We start from the raw sequence: 21,123 nt of genomic DNA on the forward strand, positions 1-21,123 counted from the left end.
TCCTCTATCGGAAGTCCTCTATCGGGACAGCACCGTGCAGGCGCTTACGCCCGGGGCGCCGTACACGTGGGTGAATCCGACTCTCGGCCGGCCGGGCACCTGCCGGTCTCCGGCCTGTCCGCGCAGTTGCCGGACCACCTCGCAGACCTGACGCAGACCCGACGCGCCGATGGGCTCACCGTTGGCGATGCAGCCGCCGTCGGTGTTGACCGGCAACGAGCCGCCGATCTCGGTGGCGCGGGAGGCGATCAGTTTCTCCTGCTCACCGTCCTCGCAGAACCCGCACTCGGCCATGTGCATCACCTCGGCACCGCTCTCGGTGTCCTGCAGCTGACACACATCGACGTCGCCGGGGGCGACGCCGGCCGCTTCGAACGCCGCCGCCGCGGCGTCCCTGGTCACGCTGCTCAGCTCGCCGCCGGCGATCCACGGGCTGAAGACCTCGAACGAGCCGAAGCGGCGAGAGCGCACGACCGCCGATCGCAGGGTCACCGGGACGCTCGCCAGTTCCCCGGCCACCGAGGCGCCGCACAGCACCAGCGCGGCCGCGCCTTCTCCCGGAGAGCAGAACATGTAGCGGGTCAGCGGGTCGCTGACCAGGCCAGAGGCGAGGATCTCGGCGGCGGTCATCGGCGTGCGCCGCCAGGCGTTGGGGTTGCGGGCGCCGTTGCGGTAGGCCTTCTCCGCGACCAGCGCGAGCGTACGGGAGCTGATCCCGTGATCGTGCATGTAGCGGCGGATCTTCATGCCGAAGAACTGGGTGGTGACCATCAGCCCGTCGCGCCCGTATGCCTCGTCCAGGCCCCAGTCGGCCGGCATCGGGTCGAAGGCGCCCCGTGGGTGCTTGTCGAACCCGACGGCCAGCACCACGTCGGCCATGCCGCCGCGGATGGCGTTCACCGCCGACACCAGGGCGCTGCCGCCCGTCGCGCAGCCGTTCTTGACGTTGACGAACGGCAGGCCGGTCAGGCCGAGCTGGGCCACCAGGGTGTCGGCCAGCCCGGCGGCGTCGCTGCCGCCGAACGCCGCTCCCACCCGTGACCACGCGATCCCGGCGTCGGCGAGCGCGGCGTTCACCGCGTGCACGGCATGCTGGCGGCCGGTCGTGTGCTCGGTGCGCCCGAAGGGCGACATGCCGGCACCGGCGATCAGGACGTCCGTCATCGGGCGCCTTCGATCGGGACAGCGCGCGGCACTCCGGTGGCGGGCTCGATCCGCAGCGGCATGCCGATCCGGATCGAGTCGAGGTCGCCGACGTCGAGCACCGCCGCGACGCGGACGCCCTCCGGCAGCTCCACATACCCCACGGCGAAAGGCCGGAAGCCCTCCGGCGGCGGCGCGTACGGGGGTGATTTCGGGGCGAACCGCTGAACCGTCCACGTCCACAGCTCCCCCGCCGAGGACAGCGTCACCTCGGACGTCGCCCGCCCGCATCGCGGACAGGCGTCGTCGGCCGGGTAGACCGTCACCGCGCACTCACCGCACCGCGAGCCCCGCAGACCGGCCTGCGCCATCGTCGACACCGGTCAGCGACCCTTCCACTTCGGCTCGCGCTTCTCCAGGAACGCGGCCACGCCCTCGGCGGCGTCCTGGGAGTTGAGCGTCACGCCGACGGCCAGGTGCTCCATCACCATCAGCGACTGGATGTCGGCCTCCAGGCTGCGGTCGATGGTCATCTTGGTGATCCGCATCTGGAAGGGACTCTTGTCGGTCAGGTGGCTGATGAACTCGTCGACCGTGGCATCGAGTTCCTCTGCGGGTGCCGACTTGTTGATCAGGTCGAAGTCGGCCGCCTCGACGCCGGTCAGCAGCTTGCCGGTGAGCATCAGCTCCTTGGTCTTGCGGATGCCGATCATGCGGGGCACCCGGTAGATCGGCCCCGCGCCGCCGAACAGAGCCCGGCGGATGTGGAAGTCCCCGATCTTGGCGTCGTCCGCGGCGATCGCGAAGTCACAGGAGATCATCAGCTCGAACCCGCCGGCCGTGACATGACCCTCCAGCACCGCCACCGAGGGGGTGCTCATCGAGTACAGCCGGTCGCAGACCTTCGCCGAGATGACCGCCACGTCCATGGCCGTGCTGCTGCCGATGTAGTCGGCCTGCAACTCGTCGAGATCGAAGCCCGAGCAGAACGTGCCGCCCCGGCCGCGCAGCACCAGGACACGCAGTTCGGGGTCGGCGTCGACCTCGGTGATGATCTCGTCGAGCCGCTTGAGTATCGGCAGGGTTACGCAGTTCTTCTTCCACGGGCGGTTGAGCCAGACTCTCGCGACGTTGCCATCGCGCTCGAACTGGATCTCTTCGTCTACCGTCAACGTTCCTCCTTGAACTGAATTCAGTACAGTTCTATGGGCCGCCTGCTGCCCTGTCAATAGCCGGGATTGTGCGAAATATCGCCTGTCAGACCACGTTCAGGCCGAGCAGACCGCCCAGTCGTGCCCGGTGGTCACCGGCCGTGCCGAACAACACTTCCGCCGCTCGGGCGCGGCGTAGATAAAGATGGGCGGGGTGCTCCCAAGTGAACCCGATCCCGCCGTGCAGTTGCACGTATTCGGCCGTCGCCCGGCTGTACACGCCGGAGCAGACCACCTTCGCCGTACTGGCCGCCACCGGCAGATCCGGCGACGAGACGGTGACGCACGCCACCGCGTAGACCGCGGCCGAACGTGCCGCCTCGATCTCGACCAGCAGGTCGGCCAGCCGATGCTTGATCGCCTGGAACGAGCCGATCTGCCGGCCGAACTGACGGCGCTGCAGCACGTACGACACGCTCGCGTCGAGCGCGTGCGCGCTCCCGCCGACCTGCTCGGCGGCCAGCGCGGCCCGCCCGATGTCGAGCACCCGCCCGGTGATCGCGGCGGCGTTCCCCGGCTGCCCGATCGGTACGAAAGGAGTGTCCGCGAAGGTGACCAGGGCCTGGGGCCGGGTACCGTCCAGAACCGTCCGGGCCGTCCGGGTGACGCCTTCCGCGCCACGCTCGCACGCGAAGAGACCGGCTCCATCGGCGGTCCGCGCCGCGACGAGGATCAGGTCGGCCCCGCACCCGTCGAGCACGAAGTCGGCCGCCCCGTTGCCGACCCACCCGCCCTTCCCTGGCGTGGCTCGTAGCCCGCCGCCGTCGTCGCCGAAGCCCGCGACCGTCGCGGTGAGGGTGCCCGCGGCGATGCCGGGAAGGTAGCGGGCGCAGGCTTCGCGATCTCCGCCGAGCAACAGGGCATAGGTCGCGAGCACGGTGGTGGAGAGCAAGGGGGCGCACAGCAACGCCCGCCCCGCCTCCTCGAAGACCACCGCGAGCTCCGCGAACGAGAAGCCCGACCCGCCGTACTCCTCCGGTATCGCCAGGCCCTGGACGCCGAGCTCCGTGGCCATCCGCGCCCACAGCGACGCGTCGTGTCCGCGGCCGGTCGCCAGGTGCTCGCGTACGTCTTCCGACGCGGCGGCCTCGGTGAAGAAGTCGCGCAGAACCTCCCGTAGCTGCTTGCGTTCATCGGTGTCGCCGAGCAGCGCCGGATCGACGTCGAGCATCAGGCCTCCAGTTCGTTCACGTCGCGTAGCTTGAGCAAGGTCGCGGCCTCCCCACCGAAGTAGGCCAGCTCCGCGGTCTCGGCGAACGAGGGGTCCGACGCGTCTCCGCGCGCGGCCACCCGGCCCTCGTGCAGCACCACCACCTCATGGCAGGAGGTGAGCGCCCTGCTCAGCAGTTGCTCCAGGAGCACGATCGTCATCCCCTCGCGGGCGAGCTGTTCGATCCGGGCGTACACCTCGTCGACCAGGGCCGGCGCCAGCCCCAGCGCGGGCTCGTCGAGGATCAGCACGTCCGGCCGGGCCATGAGGGCCCGTGCGATGGCCAGGATCTGCTGCTCTCCTCCGCTCAGCCCCGCCGCGGCCACCGACAGGCGGCCGCGCAGTCGCTCCGGCAGCCACGTGGCGGTCTCGTCGAGGCGGGTACGCAGAGCCGATCCATGGACGCCTGCGGCGTAACCGGCCACTTCGAGGTTCTCCCGCAACGACAAGGTCTTGAAGAGGGCACGACCTTCGGGGACCAGGCTGCCGCGGACCGGAGGGGCACCAGGCTCGCCGATCCGCACCTGCCCCGACGACGGGCGCAGCGAGCCATGAATGATCTTGCCGAGCGTGCTCTTGCCCGCGCCGTTCGCCCCGACGACGCCGATGACCGCGCCCTTGCCGATGTCCAGGTGGACGTCGTGCAGGGCGGCGACACCGCCGTAGTGGTGGCTGACGTCGCGCAGGGCGATGGCGACGGTCTCGTCGGCGCGGGCCGGCAACTCGGCGCGCGTGGCGGTCAGGCCGAGGTACGACGAGCGCACTTTCGGGTCCGCCAGAATGGCGCCCGGCTCGCCGGAACCGATCGGCTTGCCGAAGTCGAAGGCGACCACCCGGTCGGCGACGGCGAAGAGGTCGTCCAGAACGTGATCGATGATCACGACGGCGGCGCCCAGCGCACGCAGGCGGACGATCTGCTGGGCGGCCAGTTGCCGCTCTGTGGCGTCCAGGCCGCCGAACGGTTCGTCCAGGATCAGCAGCTTCGGCTCTTCGGCGATCGCCCGGGCCAGGTCCAGGCGCTTCTGCAGCCCGAACGGCAGTTCGACCGGGTAACGGTCGGCCACGTCGGCCAGTCCGGTGAAGGCGAGCAGTTCATCGGCCCGGGTGCGGTCCGCCGTGCCGACCCAGCGCTTGGTGCACAGCACGTTCTCCGCGACCGTGAGCTCCGAGAAGGTCTCCGCGTGCTGGAAGGTGCGGGCGATTCCCAGCCGGCGCCGTGCGGTGGCCCTCGTCCCCATCAGGTTCACACCCGCGTAGTCGACCGCGCCGCTGATCCGCGCGCCGCCGATGAGCCCTGAGACGGCGTTGAGCAGCGTGGTCTTGCCGGCGCCGTTCGGGCCGATGATGGCGAGCACCTCGCCGGGCCGTACGTCGAGCGAGGCGCTCTCAAGGGCGTTGAGACCGCCGAATCGCACGGACAGGCCATCGACGACCAGCAACGGCGCCACCTCGTCCGCGGCCGGCCGGTCCCTGGCCGGGGTGGCGGGAGCACCGTCCCCGCTGTCGGCGGCCGTCGCGCTGACGTGATGCTCGCCGTCGAGAGGGCCAGGGGCTCGCCTGCCCAGCGCCCTTCGTACCAGCGAGCCCAGGAACGGGACCACTCCACCGGGGAGGAAGATCAGCGCGGCGATCAGCAGAACGCCCTGCACCACTGGCTGCGGCACCGACACGGCGTCGGCCACCGTCGGAACCCACACCAGGTAGACCCCGCCCACCACAGCGCCGAACACCGAGCCGACGCCACCGAGCACGCAGGCCGCGATGATGGTGACACCGAAGTTCAGCGAGAACGTATCAGGGCTGACGAAGCCGGTGATCAGGCCCAGCAGCACGCCGGCCAAGCCGGTGAACGCCGCGCTGACCGCGAACGACAGAGCGGTCTGCGCCTCGGGCACGATGCCCACCGAACGGGCGACCAGCGGGTGTGCCTTCGCGGCGACCAGCCGCATGCGCAGCGCGGTCGACCTGGCGAAGACCGCGACCGCGAACACCGCTCCCGCCACGAGGACGGCGAGATACTGGGCCTCGCTGCCGCCACTCGGGACCGCGCCGAACACACTGTCAAGCGGGGCCACCGCCACGCCCTGGTCGCCGCCGGTCACGCTGGTCCATCGGTTGATCACCTCGAGGGACACCAGGCTGAACGCCAACGTCAGCAGGGCGATGTAGAGCACCGAGAACCTGGCGCCGGCGTACCCGAGGAAGGCGCCCATCAACGCGCACGACCCGATCGCCCCCACGATCACCCACTCCAGCGGCCACTGGTGCGCACCGCCGTACGCCGCGAAGTAGGCGCCCACGGCGACGAACGCGGGATGGCCCACGGACCACACCCCCGACCAGCCGGCCAGCAGGCCGACCGAGAGGACGACGATCGCGTAGACCGCGGCGAGCCCGACCGAATAGGCCTGATAGGCGGGGATCGCCCCGGACTGCATCAGCGCGACGAGGGCCAGCCCGGCGACCGGGCCGAGCGCGGCCCACGCGAGATTCGAGCGGGTGAATACCATGCGCTGCTCCTCAGACCCGCTGGAAGGTGCGTGTGCCGAACAGGCCCTGCGGGCGGATCAGCAACACGAGGACGGTGAAGGAGAACACGAAGGTGTCGCGGAAGCTGGCCGAGACGTAGCTGGCCGCGAGGTTCTCCAGTACCCCGACGGTCAGACCTCCGATGACGGCTCCGTACATGCTCGTGAGCCCGCCGAGGAAGATCCCGGCGAACGCGCGGAACAGCGGCGCGGCCAGGACCGTGGGCACCAGCCCCGACCTGGGCGCGTAGAGGCAGGCGGCGAGGGCGGCCAGAGCGAGGCCGAGTGCCCAGGCGATCCGCGCGACGCGTTGCGCGCTGATGCCGATGAGCTGGGCGGTGTCCGCGGACTCGGCGACGGCCCGCATCGCCGACCCCAGCGTGGTGCGGCCGAACAGGAAGGCGACGGCCGCCATCGCCACCGCCGCGATGCCGATGGTCACCAGGCTCTGCGCCGGCAGCGCCGCGTCACCCCATCGGACGGTGCCGTCCACCAGGCTGGGAAAGGTCTTCGGCTGGGTGCCCCAGATCGAGTCCACCACGCTCTCGACGATGAGCGAGACACCCATCGTCACCACGAGCGCGGAGAACAACTGTCCCTGACCGAGCGGCCGGATCACCACCTCTCGGGCGACCACCCCGGCCAGCGCGGTCACGGCGATCGCGGCGAGCACGCAAAGGATCATCGCGAGGCCGCTGTCACGGAACGTGATCGCGGCGTAGAGTCCCAGCGTGGCCAGGGCGGCGAGGGCGAAGTTCACCACGTCCGTCGCCCGGTAGATGATCACTAGGCCGAGGCCCATCAAACCGTAGATCGCGCCGCTGGCGACGCCGCTTACCAGGACGAGCAGGAATTGATCCATTCCGACCGTCACTCTCTCGCAGGGCGGCTCACGCGCTCCGCGCCCTGTCACCCAAAATGAACTCAGTTCGAGAACCTTAGACGACGAGCCACCCTCGAGCAAGGGGGTCGCCTTCGATACTGAACCAACTTCAGTTTGCTACTGTGTCGCCATGCTGGTGCCGACCATGACAAAAGCCGAGATCCGCCTCCCGGCGCATCGGACGGCGCGGTGAGAGCGCTCCGGCTGCCGGGCTGGGGCCTGCCGCCCGTCCTCACCGACGTCGACCAGCCGGCCCCGCGAGAGCTCGAGGTCCTCCTGCGCGTGGAAGCCGCCGGAATCTGCCACTCCGACCTGCACGTTCTCGACGCGGGTCCGGGTGACATGCCCTTCCCTGCGCCGTTCACCCTCGGCCATGAGGTCGCCGGCCGGGTCGCGGCGGTGGGCTCGGCCGTCACCGGGATCACCGTCGGCGAGCGGTACGTGGTGTACGGCCCCTGGGGCTGCGGCGAATGCCGACGCTGCGTGGCGGGCCGGGAGAACTACTGCGACCGCCGAGCGGACCTGCCGTGGGCCGGGATGGGGCTGGGCCGCGACGGCGGGATGGCCGACTTCGTCCTCGTGCCGGCGGCCCGCCACCTCCAGCCGATCGGCGAATTGGATCCTGTGCAGGCCGCCCCGCTGTCCGATGCCGGCCTGACGCCGTATCACGCCATCCAGCGGTGCCGGGCGTCCTTGGACGACGAATCGACGGTCGCCGTGATCGGTGTCGGCGGCCTCGGGCACCTGGCCATTCAGATCCTGCGCGCGTTGACGCCGAGCCGGGTGTTCGCCGTCGACGTGCGCGAGGAGGCCCTGGCCGTCGCCGACAGGTGCGGCGCCCACCTGAGCACCCGCCTTTCGCCGGACACCGGCCGCGTCCTGCGCGCGGCGAGCGGCGGCAGCGGCGTTGACGTCGTGCTCGACTTCGCGGGCAGCCAATCGACGGTCGATCTGGCCGCCGCCAGCCTGCGCGCCGGCGGTGATCTCGCCATCGTGGGCAACGGCGGCGGGCACCTGACCGTCCGCAAACCGGGCCCGCTGCCCCCGGGCGGCCGGATCTCACTGCCGTTCTGGGGCGCCCTGCCCGAACTCGCGGAGGTGATCGCCCTCGCCCGCTCCGGGGCGTTGCACGTCGAGGTCGAGCGGTTTCCGCTGTCCGCCGCCCATGAGGCGCTGACCCGCCTGCGCGCCGGAGAGCTCAGGGGACGCGCCGTCCTGACGCCCGACTGACGCGTCACCCTGCCGGGCCATCGCGGAGTACGCCACGCACGACGTCGAGCCGTACGCCCGGTTCGAACTCCGGCAGCCACCAGGTCGCACCGGCCTTCGCGTACGGCTCCGGATCGACGCCGTGCGGCAGACCGACGGCGATGTCGTACGAGGCCATCTCACCATGGCGCAGTTCGGTGAGGGCGGCGACGACCTCGGCGAACTGGTCGGGGTGCTCGAGATTGACCGGAAAGAAGCCATCGAGCCGGGCGGCGCGGCGGATCGGCTTGGCGTTGCCCGGGAATCCGGCGGCCCACACCGGCACGCCGGGCCGCTGAACCGGCCGCGGCAGGAACGCGATGTCGTCGACGGTGTAGTGCTCGCCGCGATGGCGCACCGGCTCGCCGGACCAGGCGGCGGCCAGGATGGCCAAGGACTCGTCGAGCATCTGTCCGCGCCGCCGATCGTCGAGTTGCTCGCCGGTCTTGGACAGCTCGCCGGCGAAACGGTCTCCGCCAAGGCCGACGCCGAGGGTCAGGCGGCCGTCGCTGAGCCGATCCAGCGTCGCGGTCTCGCGGGCGACCTTGGCCGGCCGTCGACGGGGAAGCGGCGACACCATCGGGCCGAGCCGCAGCCGCTCGGTCGCCATCGCGATCGCCGCCAGCGCGATCCACGGATCAGCGACCTGCCGGACCGGCGCTCGCCAGCACAGCTGATCCCATACGAAGCAGCCGTCCCAGCCGGCTTCCTCCGCGTCGGCGGCAAGGCGCGCGACCGCTCGCGGGTCGGCGAGGTCGTCGAAGAGCGGCAGCCAGAGCGCCGATCGCAGCCGGTTCATGAGCGGCCTTCTTCCGTGCGCCGTACCGGGGGTTCTGTGTGCCGTACCAGGGCCGACACGAGGTCATCCCATACCGGGCGCGGCAGATCGTGTCCGGCCCCTTCCAGGACCAGCAGCTCGGCGCCGGGGATGGCGTCGCGGAGCGCCTTGCCGTGCGGCAGCGGCAGGAGTGGGTCGTGGTCGCCGTGGGCCACGAGCGTCGGCGCCGCGATGTCGCCGAAGCCGCCTTGGGCCGGCTCGTCGAACTCGATGGCGTAGTGATTGGCCAGCGTCGAGGCGTAGTTCCTGGCACGCGCCACGTCACGTTCGGCCAACGCGCGGATCGCGGCCTCGTCGAAGTACGGCGAGCCACCGGCGCAGGCCCTCGCGCCGGCGACCACGTACTCGACGAGCGCGGCCGCGTCGAAGGAATCCGGCTCGGCCGGCATGGCCAGATCGCTCGAGGGCGGCGGCAGGTCGTCGGCCCCGGTCGAGGTCGAGACGAACGTCAGCGACGCGACCCGATCGGGATGGTCCACACCGAGAATGAGTCCGACCCCGCCGGACATCGACTGACAGACCACGTGGGCGCGTTCGATGCCCAGGGCGTCCTGAATCCCGAGCACATCCAGGGCCAGGTCGGTGAGGGAATAGGTGGGCTGTCCCGGCGGGTGGCAGGTCGACCGGCCGGTGTCTCGATGGTCGTACCGGACCACGAACCGGCCACGGGCGGCGATGCGTTCGCACAGTTCGGCGTCCCACCACAGCATCGAGGCGGCCGCCCCGGCCACCAACATGATCGCCGAGCTCGCGCGGTCTCCGAAGGTCTCCACGCACAGCTCGACGCCGTTGATCGACAGGAGCTGCTCGCCATGGGATTGATGAGCGTTCATGCCTGGAAGGCTAAATACCGCGACTCCATCGTGAAAAGCGATAATTATCGATCAATTTGATCGCCTGTAGCGATGGTCACGCAATCTGGCTGGCCAGCTCTTTTGCGCCTTCGACGGCGATGGCGATGGCTCGGGCTGCGAGCGGCGACTGGGTGCGGCCGGCCGGCCAGTACAGATACCACGTGGTGGCGGGCGATGGTCGCAGTTGGTGGATGCTGAGCCGGTCGTCGGACCAGGCATCGGATCCGTGAAGGGCGAGCCACGGCAGCACCGCCGACCCTATGCCCGCCCGCACCATCGACACGATGGTTTCGTGGCCGGCGGTGCGGAACACGATCCGTGGCCGCGCGCCGGTGCCGGCCAGCTCCCGCTCCAGCCATGTTTGGTGATAGGTGGGAGGCCAGGCGACCATCGGAGCGTCGTCGAGCAGCTCCACCCGCACTGGACCATCGGGGAACGCGCCGGCGCCGGCCACCAGGAGATACGGCTCGTCGAGCAGTTCGACGTGCTCGACGTCGCCTTCGATCCGGCCGTAGTGGAACAACAGGTCAAGATCCCCGATCTGTGGATCCTCCGGTTCCACCTCGGAAAGCCTGATGTCGCAGCCGGGGTGCTCGCTCAGCAGCCGGCGCACGACGGCCGGCAGGATCAGGTTGGTCGCGCCCTGAAAGGTGCCGATGTCGATCCGGCCGCTACCCGCCCTGAAGCGATCGACGGCGTCGGCCAGCGCCTCCGCTTGCGTGAGCAGATCGCGCCCGTGGGCCAGGACCACCTCGCCAAGGCGAGTGATTCGTACCGGCCTGGGACCTCCAGGCCGATCGAAGACGGCGCCACCGACGGCCTTCTCCAGCGCGGCGATCTGCTGGCTCACCGACGATTGGGTGTAGCCAAGCCGGAGCGCTGCCCGCCCGAATGTTCCTTCCTCGGCTATGGCAGCCATGGTCCTCAGGTGGCGTAGCTCGACGTCAGCCATGACGTCGAGCATAGCGAACAGCGATCGACCTGAGAGGAAATAATCGCTCCCCCTAATGTTTCGAGGCGCGCGGCCTGTTGTTACGGGTCGGGGTCGGTGACCAGCTCGAAGGTAAGACCGGATTTCTTCGCCATATTGAAGATGTACGTCAGCGACGACCAGTACGACGTTTTACCGGTCCAACAGCCCAGCCCCGAAGACCCGTGCAGGATCCCGTAGGCCTTGTTGTCGACCTCACTGTAGAGCGGGCTGCCGCTGTCTCCGGACTGGGTGCAGATGTTCGACTGGAAGCCTCCATCCTTTTTCGTGATGTCGCCGCACCTGGTGTTGTTCGACCGCGCGCCGGTCGAACACACCACCCAGCCGACACGGACGTCGTTATACGCCCACATTCCGAATATCGGGAATGCCTTGGTGCTGTAGTGGATCACCGTGTTATACGGCCATTTCGCCCAGGTTTTCACGTATTCCGTGAAGCCCCTGGTGACGAACGGCATGAGCGCTCCATCCGCCGGATATTCCGAGTTGCTGGTCGAGGCTTCGCGGCGGCCGACGAACACGTCCGTGTGCTTCGTGTAATAGCTCTCACCCGTGAGACAATGTCCCGCCGTAAGCGTGTACTTCCACCCGTTCGAGCCCTTCACATTGAAGCCGCTGGTGCAGAAGTCGCCCGCGAGCTTGTAGTAGTTCACGTCGTAGAGGTCCAGCCGCAAGCCGCCGCGCATCGGGGGGAAACACGCCTGGATCTCGCACGGACCCCGCTGGAGTGTGATGGTCGGCGGATCGATCACGGTAACGTCCAGGTCGCCGGCTGTGGCGAGCCGGCTGGCCGAACCGCGTACCGCGGCCGCGGCCTGGTTGTGCAGTTCGACGCGGTTCTTCTCCTCGTTGATCACCGGCGCCTGCTCGGGCGTGAGCCCGAGACGGGCACCGACGTCGGCGGCCTTCGCCTTCAGCTCCTTGAGGGAGTGCCGCACGGCCGCGACGCGGACGTGGCTCCGGTCCGGGATCGCGCTCAGCGCGGGGACCAGCGCCTCGGCGGCGGTACTCGCGATGACCAGCACACCACCGTTCTCCTGGTCGATCCAGGACCCCGCATAGGAGTCGGCGTAGTCGCGGGTGAGCACGGTGTGCAGAGCCCCCGAGGTTCGCTGCAACTCCAGCCGACGCATCGCCTCGTCGACACTGACGCCGTATTTCTTCGTCAGGTAGTCGACGGAACCGGGAACGTCCGCCACCCGTAACTTCGCGGGGGCGGACAGCCGGATGGCGGGAGCCGCCAGCGCCGTATCAGGAACGGCTACCAGGCCGGCGACGACGACCAGGCTGAATGCCGTGGCCAGTCTCCAGCTCGCTCTTCTTCGCACGCGGGTCGTACCTTTCTCTGTCCTGGAAACTCAATTCCTTCGCGTCGACTTTGTCAGGAGGCTGTGGATTCGAAGTGGATGGATACTTCACGGGTGCTGTATCCGTCACCCCGCCCAGCCTCTACTGAGGAAGAGGGCGGTATGGAGCAGCATGAGCGGCCCGAGGAGAAGGCAGCCGCCACGTCGTCGTGGGCCAGGCTCGCCGGCGCTGCGCACGATCGCCCGCAGTCACCGCCTCAGAGCGGCGGGATCGCGAAGATGCGGACGTCGCCGGATTGAGCCTCGTGGACGAGGCCCATGTCGGTTAACGCGGCGTTGTCCATTCCGCTGAGGCTACTTCCCCGACAAATCCGTACTCTCCCGAAATGCCAGTCGATGCGGCACGCACACCTCGTGCGCCTTCTCCGTCCCGCCGCTCAGCCGCTCGGCCAGCAGGTCCACCGCCGCCTGCGCGATCTGCGCCTTGTCGGGCGCCACGGTCGACAGTGTCGGCGTGGCGAACCGGCCGTCCTGGATGTCGTCGAACCCCATCACCATCACCTCGCCCGGCACCTCGTACCCCCGCTTGAGCAGCGTTCGCAGGGCGCCCAGCGCGAGCGTGTCGTTGAAGCAGAAGACCGCGTCCGGCGCGCCGGAGTCGAGCAGGCGGCCCATGGCCTCGGCGCCGTCGGCGCGCCCCCAGCGGGCGACCGGCGCGGCCAGTGACGGGTCGGCGGGGAAGCCGGCCTCGGCGAGCGCCTGCTGGTAGCCCTTCAGCCGCAGGCGGCCCGTCGCGGCGACGGCCGTGCGCTGCACGCCGATGGCGGCGATCCTGCGCGCGCCGCGCTCGGCCAGGTGCAGGGTGGCCGCCCGCGCGGCGGCCACGTTGTCGATGCCGACGTGATCGTACGGCGAGCGGCCCATCCCGATGCGCTCCCCGAGCAGCACCATCGGCGTACGCTCGTCGCGCCCGGCCAGATCCTTGCCCGTGAGCGCGAGCGGGCTGAACAGCAGCCCGTCGATGAGGTGGTCGCGGATCCCGGAGATCACCACGCGTTCCTTGGCCCGGTCGCCCTGGGTCTGGTCGATGAGCACGGTCCAGCCGCGCCGGTCGGCCGCCTCGATGACGTTCGTGGCCAGTTCGGCGAAGTAGGGGTTGTCCAGATCGGGCACCGCCAGCGCTACCACGCCGGAGCGGCCCTGGCGCAGGCTGCGCGCCGACAGGTTCGGCCGGTAGGAGAGCTCGGCTATCGCCGCCTCCACCCGGGCCCGTGTCTCGCCGCTGACATGGGGATAGTCGTTGACCACGTTGGACACGGTCTTGATCGACACCCCGGCCAGTTCGGCGACGTCCTTAAGCCTCGGCCGCACCATGCCCCTTCGCCCCCTTCGCCGTCGCGAACCCTACCTGGTTTACAACGATGTAACGAACTGGCGCCAAGTAATTTACAACGTTGGAACCAACGTTGTAGAACGTCCGTAACCTCACGGGCAGGAGTGATCTGGCATGTCCCTCGACAACCTCTCCAGGCGGCACGCATTGGGACTGGGCCTCGGCGCGCTGGTCATCGGCGCGGCGGGCTGCGGCGGAGGCGGCGGCCCCAAGCAGGCGCAGGCGCCGGCGACCACGGCGGCGCCCACCGAATACACCGGCGCCTCGGTCTCGCTGAAGTTCTGGAACGGCTTCACCGGCGGCGACGGTCCGGTCATGAAGAAGCTGGTGGACCAGTTCAACGCCGAGCACCAGAACATCAAGGTGTCGATGAACGTCTACAAGTGGGAGGACTACTACGCGAAGGTCCCCGCGGCCGTCTCCGCTGGTCAAGGCCCCGACATCGGCATCATGCACGTCGACAGCGTCGCCACCAACGCGGCACGGCAGGTGGTCCTGCCCCTCGACGACGTGGCCAACGCGCTCAACCTCACCGAGGCGGACTTCTCCCCGCCGGTCTGGAAGGCCGGCGTCTACAAGGGCGCGCGCTACTCGATCCCGCTCGACGTGCACCCGCTCGGCTTCTTCTACAACAAGACGGTCATGAAGCAGGCCGGGCTCGACCCGGAGCAGCCGCCCAAGACCGGCGAGGAGTACATGAAGGCGCTGGAGACGCTGAAGAAGGCGGGCATCCAGGGGCACTGGGCCACGCCGTTCCCGTTCACCGGAAGCATGCAGTTCGGGTCGCTGCTCTACCAGAACGGCGGCCGGCACTTCGCCGACGACGCCAGCGTCTCGCGCTTCGCCGAGGACCCCGGCGTGCAGGCCCTGACCTGGCTCGTCGACCTCGTCAACAAGGGCTACAGCCCCAAGAACGTCGGCCAGGACGCCGACTTCATCGCCCTGCAGAACGGCAAGGCCGCCTTCAACTGGAACGGCATCTGGTCCATCAACACGCTCAAGGAGATCAAGAACCTGGAGTGGGGCGTCGCGCCGCTCCCGCAGATCGGGGCGAAGCCGGCGGCGTGGGCGGGCTCGCACCAGTTCGTGGTGTTCAAGCAGCGCACGCCCGACCAGAACAAGCTGACCGCGGCCAAGGTGTTCATCAACTGGATCAGCGGCCACTCGCTGGAATGGGCCAAGGGCGGCCAGGTGCCGGCCCGCAAGTCGATCCGCGAAGGCGCGGAGTTCGCGGCGCTGAAGGAGCAGGCCACGATCGGCACCCAGATCGACTACCTGTACTTCCCGCCGTCGGTGGCCGGCATCGGGGACGCCTCCGCGGTCGTCGACCAGGCGATCAACGCGGCGATCCTGCTCAAGAAGAGCCCCAAGGACGCGCTCACGGAGGCCGCCGCCAAGGCCGACAAGATCCTTGAGGCCAACCGGAAGAAGTACGGCGCCTGATGGTCGCGATCTCGGCAAAAAGCTCGGCGGAAGAGACGCTGGAGCGGGAGACGCGCGTTCCCCGATCGGGCAAGGCGACGCCGTACCTGTTCCTGGCGCCGTACCTGATCCTGTTCTCGGTGTTCGTGCTGGCCCCGGCCCTGTTCGGGATCTGGGTGAGCCTGCACGACTGGGACTACATGCTCGAGGGCAAGCCGTTCGTCGGCCTGGACAATTACACGGCGCTGTTCGACGACCAGTCACCCGTCTACGGCGACTTCTGGATGTCGATGCGGGCGACCGGGATCTTCACCGTGTTCAGCGTGCCGTTCCTGGTCGTGCTGCCGCTCGGGGTGGCGTTGCTGCTCAACCGGCCCTTCCGGGGCCGGACGTTCTTCCGGGGGCTGTTCTTCGCGCCGTTCGTGCTGGGCGTGGCGGTGGTGTGCCTGATGTGGCGGCTGCTGCTCGACCCGAACCTCGGCCTGGTCGCCTGGATACTCGGCACGCCGATCCCCTGGACCACCGCGACGCCGTGGGCCTGGATCGCGCTGGTCGGGGTGACGGTCTGGTGGACGCTCGGGTTCAACGCGGTGATCTACCTGGCCGGGATGCAGGACATCCCGCGCGAGCTGTACGACGCGGCGAAGGTGGACGGCGCGGGGCGGTGGGGCGAGTTCGTCCACGTCACGCTGCCGGGGCTGCGGCCCGTCGCGCTGTTCGTGGTGACGACGACGATCCTGGCCTCGGCGAACATGTTCGGGCAGTCGTACCTGCTGACCCAAGGAGCGCCGGGCGGGGAGACGCGGACCGCGATCATGTACATGCTCCAGCAGGGGCTCAGGGAGTACAAGATGGGCAGCGCCTCGGCCATGAGCTACCTGCTCACGCTGCTGCTGATCTTGATCAGCGTGGTCAACTTCCGGCTGTTCAGGACCCGGTCATGAAGCGCTACACGGGTCTGCTGGCCCTCGCCGTAGTGTTCGTGGGGCCGCTGGTGTGGGCCTTGGGCGTGTCGTTCAAGACGCAGACCGAGGCCACCCGGGTGCCGCCCACGCTGCTACCCACCGAGCCGACGACGTCCGCGTACGGGACGGTCTTCCAGGGCACCACGGACACGCCGGTGCTGCGCTGGTTCGCCAACAGTGTCATCGCCGCCACCGGGCACATGCTGCTGGTGCTCGCGGTGTCGTCGCTGGCCGCGTACGCGCTGGCCAGGCTGGAGTTCCGCGGCAAGAAGCTGATGTTCGGGATGATCGTCGGCACGCTGCTGGTGCCGGGGTTCGTCTTCCTCATCCCGCAGTTCCTGATCGTCGACCAGCTCGGCTGGCTGGACAGCCTGACGGCGCTCGTCGTGCCGGGGGCGGCGGGCGCGTTCGGGGTGTTCTTCCTGCGGCAGTTCTTCGTCGGGCTGCCGCGTGAGCTGGACGAGGCGGCGCTGATGGAGGGCGCCAACCACTGGCACATCTTCTGGCGGATCACGCTGCCGCTGTCGCGGCCCGCGCTGGCCACGCTGGCCGTGCTGAGCTTCCTGTCCAACTGGAACGACTTCATCTGGCCCATCTACGTGATCTTCAGCCCGGAGTACTTCACGCTGCCGCCGGGCCTGTCGATCCTGCAGGGCGCGTACACGATCCACTATCCGGTGATCATGGCGGGCGCGGTGCTGGCCAGTATCCCCGTCCTGATCCTCTTCAGTCTGACCCAGCGGTACGTCATCGAAGGCATCTCTCGTAGTGGCCTGAAGGGCTGACACATGCACCACTTGGCGGTCATCGCCACACTGATCCTGTCCCTCTTCACCAATCCGGTGTCCAACTCCTTCTCCGACACGTTCGCCGACCCGTCGGTGATCCGCGGACAGGACGGCTACTGGTACTCCTACGGCACCTCGGACCCGCTGCGCGAGGGCGAGAAGGTCCTGCACAGGCTGCCGATCTCCCGCTCCAGTGATTTGGTCAGCTGGACCTACGTGGGCGACGCGTTCGGGCCGGACAACCTGCCGTCGTACGCGGCGCCGGGCAGTCTGTTCTGGGCCCCGGACATCCGTTACCTCGACGGCCGGTACGTCATGTACTTCACCGTCACCGACACCGCCACCACGCCCGCCAACTGGGACTACTCGATCGGCGCCGCCACGGCGCCCACGCCGACCGGGCCGTGGACGCACATCGACGCCCCGGTCGTCGCCCCGCGTCCCTCGGGCAACTCGTACTGGAACACGATCGACCCCGCGCAGTTCACCGACGTGGACGGGCGCAAGTACCTGTACTTCGGCGGGTTCTTCGGCGGCCTGTGGGTGACCGAGCTGTCCGCCGACGGGCTGCGCGCCACCGGGCAGCCGCACCAGGTCGCGATCGACAACAAGTTCGAGGGCGCGTACGTGGTGCGCCACGACGGCTACTACTACCTGCTCGGCTCCTCGGCGAACTGCTGCGCCGGGCCGACCACCGGCTACTCGGTGCTGGCCGGGCGCTCGACCAGCCCGCGCGGGCCGTTCGTCGACCGCGAGGGCGTGCCGCTGCTGGCCTCGCGCGCCGGTGGCACCCCCGTCCTGGACCAGAACGGCAACCGCTTCATCGGCACCGGCCACCACGCCCAGCTCACCGACCTTTCCGGTCAGGACTGGATGCTCTACCACGCCATCGATCGAAGCGACCCGTTCCTGGACGAGCCGTACGGGATCAACGAGCGGCCCATGCTGCTGGACCGGCTGGACTGGATCGACGGCTGGCCGGCCGTGCGCGCGGGGGCCGGGCCTTCCGAGCAGTCGCGGGAGACGCCGGTGACCCGCGGGGTCGTGGACGATCGGTTCGCGGGCGATCTGTCGGGCTGTTGGAACACGGCCGGCTGGACCGTACAGGATGGGTATGTCCGTGGCCAGGGCACGCTTATCAGCCGCAGGTCGCTCGGCGGGGACATGCGCGTCGAGACCGACCTCAAGACGGACAAGTCCGCCGGGATTCGCATAGGTGGCACGACCGCGGTCGTTTCGCGCGACGGGTTGACGCTCACCTCGGGCGGCGCGTCGCGTACGGTGGCGCTGCCCGGAGGCGCCGCGACCTGGCACAACCTGGCCGTCACCGTCAAGGGACGGACGATCACCGCCGAGGTGACCGAGGCCCGGCTCCGTGACCCGCGGGCGAGCGTCACCGTCACGGGCCGCGCCAACGGCCCGATCGGGCTGGTCGCCGACGGGAGCGCCGACTTCGACAACGTCTCCGCCGCCCCGCTGTTCAAGGCCGTCACCAAGGCGGCGCCGACGCCGCGTACGGGCAGGCTGCTGGACGCCGACGAGTTCAACGGGCCGCTCGACTCCCGCTGGACCTGGGTGCGGCAGGACGCCGCGGCCAAGACCGAGGAGGGCGTGCTGCGCTGGCCCGTCCAGGGCACCGACCTGGTCGGGGCCGGCAACAAGGCGTCGGCGCTGCTGCGCGAGGCCCCCAAGGGCGACTACGTCGTGGAGACCAAGGTCACGCTCGACCTGGGCGAGGACGCCGTACGCAACTACCAGCAGGCCGGGCTGATCGCCTACGCCTCCGACGACGACTTCGCCCGCCTGTCCCAGGTCGCCATCTGGAACACCCGCCAGGTCGAGTACGGCCGCGAGCTGACCTTCGCCGGCCGCCTGTCCTACGGCGGCAACATCGTCGGCCCGCCCGCCAAGACCACCTGGCTACGGCTGGCGCACCACGTGGACCCGGCCAACGGGGAGCACGAGTTCCGCGCCGGATCCAGCCGCGACGGCAAGACCTGGACCTGGGGCGGCGTGTGGACCTTCCCCAAGGACACGGACGTGCGCGTCGGCCTGGTCGCCCACGGAGGGGCCCAGCCGGCCGTCAACGCCGACTTCGACTACGTACGCGTCTACCGAGGAGCCTGACCTGTGCCGCAAGCACACCTGACCCTTGACCCCTCTTTCCGCATCGCCCCCGTCGACCGGCGCCTGTTCGGCTCGTTCGTCGAGCACATGGGCCGGTGTGTCTACACCGGCATCTACGAACCGGGCCACCCGGCGGCGGACGACAACGGTTTCCGCACCGACGTGCTGGAGCTGACCCGCGAGATGGGCGTGAGCGTGGTCCGCTATCCGGGAGGCAACTTCGTCTCCGGCTACCGCTGGGAGGACGGCGTCGGCCCCGACCGGCCCTCCCGGCTGGACCTGGCCTGGCGGCAGATCGAGACGAACGCGTTCGGGCTCAACGAGTTCATGACCTGGACCCGGGCCGCCGGGGTGGAGCCGATGATGGCCGTCAACCTCGGCACACGGGGCCTCCAGGAGGCCTGTGACCTGCTGGAATACGCCAACCACCCCTCGGGCACGCAGTGGTCGGACCTGCGGGTCAAACACGGAGTGACCGCCCCGTACGGGATCAAGCTCTGGTGTCTCGGCAACGAGATGGACGGACCCTGGCAGATCGGCCACAAGACCGCGCACGAGTACGGACGGCTCGCGAACGAGACCGCCAAGGCCATGCGGCTCGTCGACCCCGGCATCGAGCTGGTCCTGTCCGGCAGCTCCAACAGCGGGATGCCGACGTTCGGCGCGTGGGAGGCCACCGTGCTCGAACACGCCTACGACGCGGTCGACTACCTGTCGCTGCACAACTACTACGAGGAGAACGGCGACCTGCCCGGCTTCCTCTGCAGCGCCGTGGACATGGACCGCTACATCTCGGCCGTCGTGGCCACGGCCGACCACATCGGGGCGAAGCTCCGGCGCAAAAAGAAGATCAACCTGTCCTTCGACGAGTGGAACGTCTGGAACCAGAGCCGGTTCACCGGGCGCGAGCGCTCGCCGTTCCAGGAGGCGCCGGAGCTGATAGAGGACACCTTCACCGCCGCCGACGCCGTGGTGGTGGGGGACTTCCTGATCACGCTGCTGCGGCACGCCGACCGGGTGAGCATCGCCTGCCAGGCGCAGCTCGCCAACATCATCGCGCCGATCAGGACCGAGCCCGGCGGCCCGGCCTGGCGTCAGACGATCTTCCACCCGTTCGCGCTGACGGCCCGGCACGCGCGCGGCACCGTGCTGCGGGTGGAGCCGTCCGGGCCGCTCCTGGAGACCGAGCGGTACGGCGAGGCGCCCGTGCTGTCGGCGGTGGCCACCGTCGAGGGGTCCCAGGTGGCGCTGTTCGCCGTCAACCGGTCGCCCGACCAGGACCTCGACCTCTCCGTCCGGCTCCCGGCGGCGGTCAGGCCGGTGTCGGCCTCGGTGATCGCCGCCGGGGACGACCCGCACCGGGTGGAGGCCCTTCCGGGGCCGCTGGACGTACAGGCTGACGGTGACCGGCTGACGGCGCGGTTGCCCGCCGCCTCGTGGACGATGATCCTTGCGGAGTGCGAAAGTCTGCGCGATCAGCGATAACTAACGACCTGTGCCCTGTAGCGCATGGGCTACGTCTGACCCCCGTTCTCGATGACGTAGCCCACGCCGGGGTGGGGTCGTCGACGTGGTGGCGTGCCGCACCTGTCCGGGCGGTGCTCGAAGTGCCACCACTCGTTGTCGTACATGCGGTAAAGGTCGTAGCGGGCGCCGTGTTCCTCGAGCCAGCGCGCGCCTTCGTGCGGGCGCACGTCCAGCGCGATGCCCTTGACGTGGCTGGACTCCGCCGGGGGTAACACGAGCATGCGGGCCGAGGCCGGGGAGCCGGAACGGCGCACCTCCTCGTCGAACATCCGCTGCTGGACGACGGGATCGCGGTATCCCGAGGTGAGGCCGATGAGCTGGCCGTGACGCCACAGCGCCTCGGTACGCGCCGCGGTGAACGCCGCCATGGCGCCGTCGGTGAGTCCGGTGAGGTCCTCGGCGGGGAATCGCATCCACAGCGCCCAGCGGCAGGCCAGTTCGCGGGCGCGGCCGGGACTGCGGACGAACGCCGCGGGCAGCAGGAGCACGGCGAGCACCAGCGTGACCGCGGCGTACAGCCGATCTCGGGGCCGAGGTGGGATCGTGCGTGGCTCGTTCATGGCGACTAGGCTTGACGCCGAATGTGCGTGCGTTGTCAGCCGCATGTCACCGTTTCTCGACGGCGGCCACCGTCGGCGCGACCAGGCGGGACCTTGGGTCGACCGTAGGCGCGATCGTGACACAACCA

18 protein-coding genes are annotated in these 21,123 nt (G+C 69.4%); 6 read left to right on the plus strand and 12 right to left on the minus strand.

Annotated elements, in window-relative coordinates:
- Nucleotides 1–18: 18 nt before the first annotated feature.
- The 6 genes from AB0B64_RS46950 to AB0B64_RS46975 all read right to left on the minus strand — a co-directional run bounded on the left by AB0B64_RS46950 (nucleotide 19) and on the right by AB0B64_RS46975 (nucleotide 6,954).
- Nucleotides 19–1,164: a thiolase family protein gene (locus AB0B64_RS46950; protein ID WP_358190235.1), complete on the minus strand. Its 1,146-nt coding sequence runs from the start codon at nucleotides 1,162–1,164 to the stop codon at nucleotides 19–21.
- Nucleotides 1,161–1,514 (minus strand): OB-fold domain-containing protein, encoded by a 354-nt coding sequence (locus tag AB0B64_RS46955; protein ID WP_358190532.1) that lies wholly within the window; start codon nucleotides 1,512–1,514, stop codon nucleotides 1,161–1,163. The genes AB0B64_RS46950 and AB0B64_RS46955 overlap by 4 nt, the downstream gene beginning before the upstream one ends.
- 12 nt (nucleotides 1,515–1,526) lie before the next feature.
- Entirely contained in the window at nucleotides 1,527–2,315 is a 789-nt protein-coding gene (locus AB0B64_RS46960; RefSeq protein WP_357960703.1) for an enoyl-CoA hydratase/isomerase family protein, read from the minus strand.
- Nucleotides 2,316–2,400: 85 nt separating this feature from the next.
- Nucleotides 2,401–3,525: an acyl-CoA dehydrogenase family protein gene (locus AB0B64_RS46965; protein ID WP_358190248.1), complete on the minus strand. Its 1,125-nt coding sequence runs from the start codon at nucleotides 3,523–3,525 to the stop codon at nucleotides 2,401–2,403.
- Nucleotides 3,525–6,074: an ATP-binding cassette domain-containing protein gene (locus AB0B64_RS46970; protein ID WP_358190261.1), complete on the minus strand. Its 2,550-nt coding sequence runs from the start codon at nucleotides 6,072–6,074 to the stop codon at nucleotides 3,525–3,527. The genes AB0B64_RS46965 and AB0B64_RS46970 overlap by 1 nt, the downstream gene beginning before the upstream one ends.
- A gap of 10 nt (nucleotides 6,075–6,084) precedes the next feature.
- On the minus strand, nucleotides 6,085–6,954 hold the full coding sequence (locus AB0B64_RS46975; RefSeq protein WP_358190271.1) for a branched-chain amino acid ABC transporter permease: 870 nt from the start codon (nucleotides 6,952–6,954) through the stop codon (nucleotides 6,085–6,087).
- A gap of 210 nt (nucleotides 6,955–7,164) precedes the next feature.
- Between AB0B64_RS46975 and AB0B64_RS46980 the strand changes: the two genes are divergently transcribed.
- The gene (locus AB0B64_RS46980) at nucleotides 7,165–8,205 is read left to right on the plus strand and encodes an NAD(P)-dependent alcohol dehydrogenase (protein ID WP_357960691.1); all 1,041 of its coding nucleotides are present in this window, start codon (nucleotides 7,165–7,167) and stop codon (nucleotides 8,203–8,205) included.
- 4 nt (nucleotides 8,206–8,209) lie between these two features.
- Here AB0B64_RS46980 and AB0B64_RS46985 read toward each other — a convergent pair whose 3' ends face one another.
- The 5 genes from AB0B64_RS46985 to AB0B64_RS47005 form a co-directional block, all read right to left on the minus strand.
- Nucleotides 8,210–9,022: an LLM class flavin-dependent oxidoreductase gene (locus AB0B64_RS46985; RefSeq protein WP_357960688.1), complete on the minus strand. Its 813-nt coding sequence runs from the start codon at nucleotides 9,020–9,022 to the stop codon at nucleotides 8,210–8,212.
- Complete coding sequence (locus AB0B64_RS46990; protein ID WP_358190297.1) at nucleotides 9,019–9,894, minus strand: alpha/beta fold hydrolase; 876 nt, start codon at nucleotides 9,892–9,894, stop codon at nucleotides 9,019–9,021. Before AB0B64_RS46990 ends, AB0B64_RS46985 begins: the two co-directional genes overlap by 4 nt.
- 76 nt (nucleotides 9,895–9,970) lie before the next feature.
- Nucleotides 9,971–10,867: a LysR family transcriptional regulator gene (locus tag AB0B64_RS46995; RefSeq protein ID WP_358190306.1), complete on the minus strand. Its 897-nt coding sequence runs from the start codon at nucleotides 10,865–10,867 to the stop codon at nucleotides 9,971–9,973.
- An 80-nt stretch (nucleotides 10,868–10,947) separates the two neighbouring features.
- Nucleotides 10,948–12,234: a S1 family peptidase gene (locus AB0B64_RS47000; RefSeq protein WP_357960679.1), complete on the minus strand. Its 1,287-nt coding sequence runs from the start codon at nucleotides 12,232–12,234 to the stop codon at nucleotides 10,948–10,950.
- A gap of 333 nt (nucleotides 12,235–12,567) precedes the next feature.
- Entirely contained in the window at nucleotides 12,568–13,587 is a 1,020-nt protein-coding gene (locus AB0B64_RS47005) for a LacI family DNA-binding transcriptional regulator (protein WP_357960676.1), read from the minus strand.
- A gap of 133 nt (nucleotides 13,588–13,720) precedes the next feature.
- Between AB0B64_RS47005 and AB0B64_RS47010 the strand changes: the two genes are divergently transcribed.
- Genes AB0B64_RS47010 through AB0B64_RS47030 form a run of 5 tightly spaced genes read left to right on the plus strand, consistent with a single transcriptional unit; the run spans nucleotide 13,721 to nucleotide 20,393 of the window.
- Nucleotides 13,721–15,049: an ABC transporter substrate-binding protein gene (locus tag AB0B64_RS47010; protein ID WP_357960674.1), complete on the plus strand. Its 1,329-nt coding sequence runs from the start codon at nucleotides 13,721–13,723 to the stop codon at nucleotides 15,047–15,049.
- Nucleotides 15,049–15,972, plus strand: a complete 924-nt coding sequence (locus AB0B64_RS47015) for a sugar ABC transporter permease (protein WP_357960671.1) — start codon at nucleotides 15,049–15,051, stop codon at nucleotides 15,970–15,972. Before AB0B64_RS47010 ends, AB0B64_RS47015 begins: the two co-directional genes overlap by 1 nt.
- Nucleotides 15,969–16,778: a carbohydrate ABC transporter permease gene (locus AB0B64_RS47020; protein WP_357960668.1), complete on the plus strand. Its 810-nt coding sequence runs from the start codon at nucleotides 15,969–15,971 to the stop codon at nucleotides 16,776–16,778. Before AB0B64_RS47015 ends, AB0B64_RS47020 begins: the two co-directional genes overlap by 4 nt.
- Before the next feature lie 3 nt (nucleotides 16,779–16,781).
- The gene (locus tag AB0B64_RS47025; protein WP_358190361.1) at nucleotides 16,782–18,908 is read left to right on the plus strand and encodes a family 43 glycosylhydrolase; all 2,127 of its coding nucleotides are present in this window, start codon (nucleotides 16,782–16,784) and stop codon (nucleotides 18,906–18,908) included.
- 3 nt (nucleotides 18,909–18,911) lie between these two features.
- Nucleotides 18,912–20,393 (plus strand): alpha-N-arabinofuranosidase, encoded by a 1,482-nt coding sequence (locus AB0B64_RS47030; protein WP_358190370.1) that lies wholly within the window; start codon nucleotides 18,912–18,914, stop codon nucleotides 20,391–20,393.
- A 29-nt stretch (nucleotides 20,394–20,422) separates the two neighbouring features.
- Here AB0B64_RS47030 and vanY-N read toward each other — a convergent pair whose 3' ends face one another.
- Nucleotides 20,423–20,995, minus strand: a complete 573-nt coding sequence (gene vanY-N / locus AB0B64_RS47035; RefSeq protein WP_357960658.1) for a D,D-peptidase/D,D-carboxypeptidase VanY-N — start codon at nucleotides 20,993–20,995, stop codon at nucleotides 20,423–20,425.
- Nucleotides 20,996–21,123: the final 128 nt, after the last annotated feature.

Origin of the sequence: Nonomuraea sp. NPDC049129, assembly GCF_040648495.1 — a bacterium.
Lineage (GTDB): Bacteria > Actinomycetota > Actinomycetes > Streptosporangiales > Streptosporangiaceae > Nonomuraea.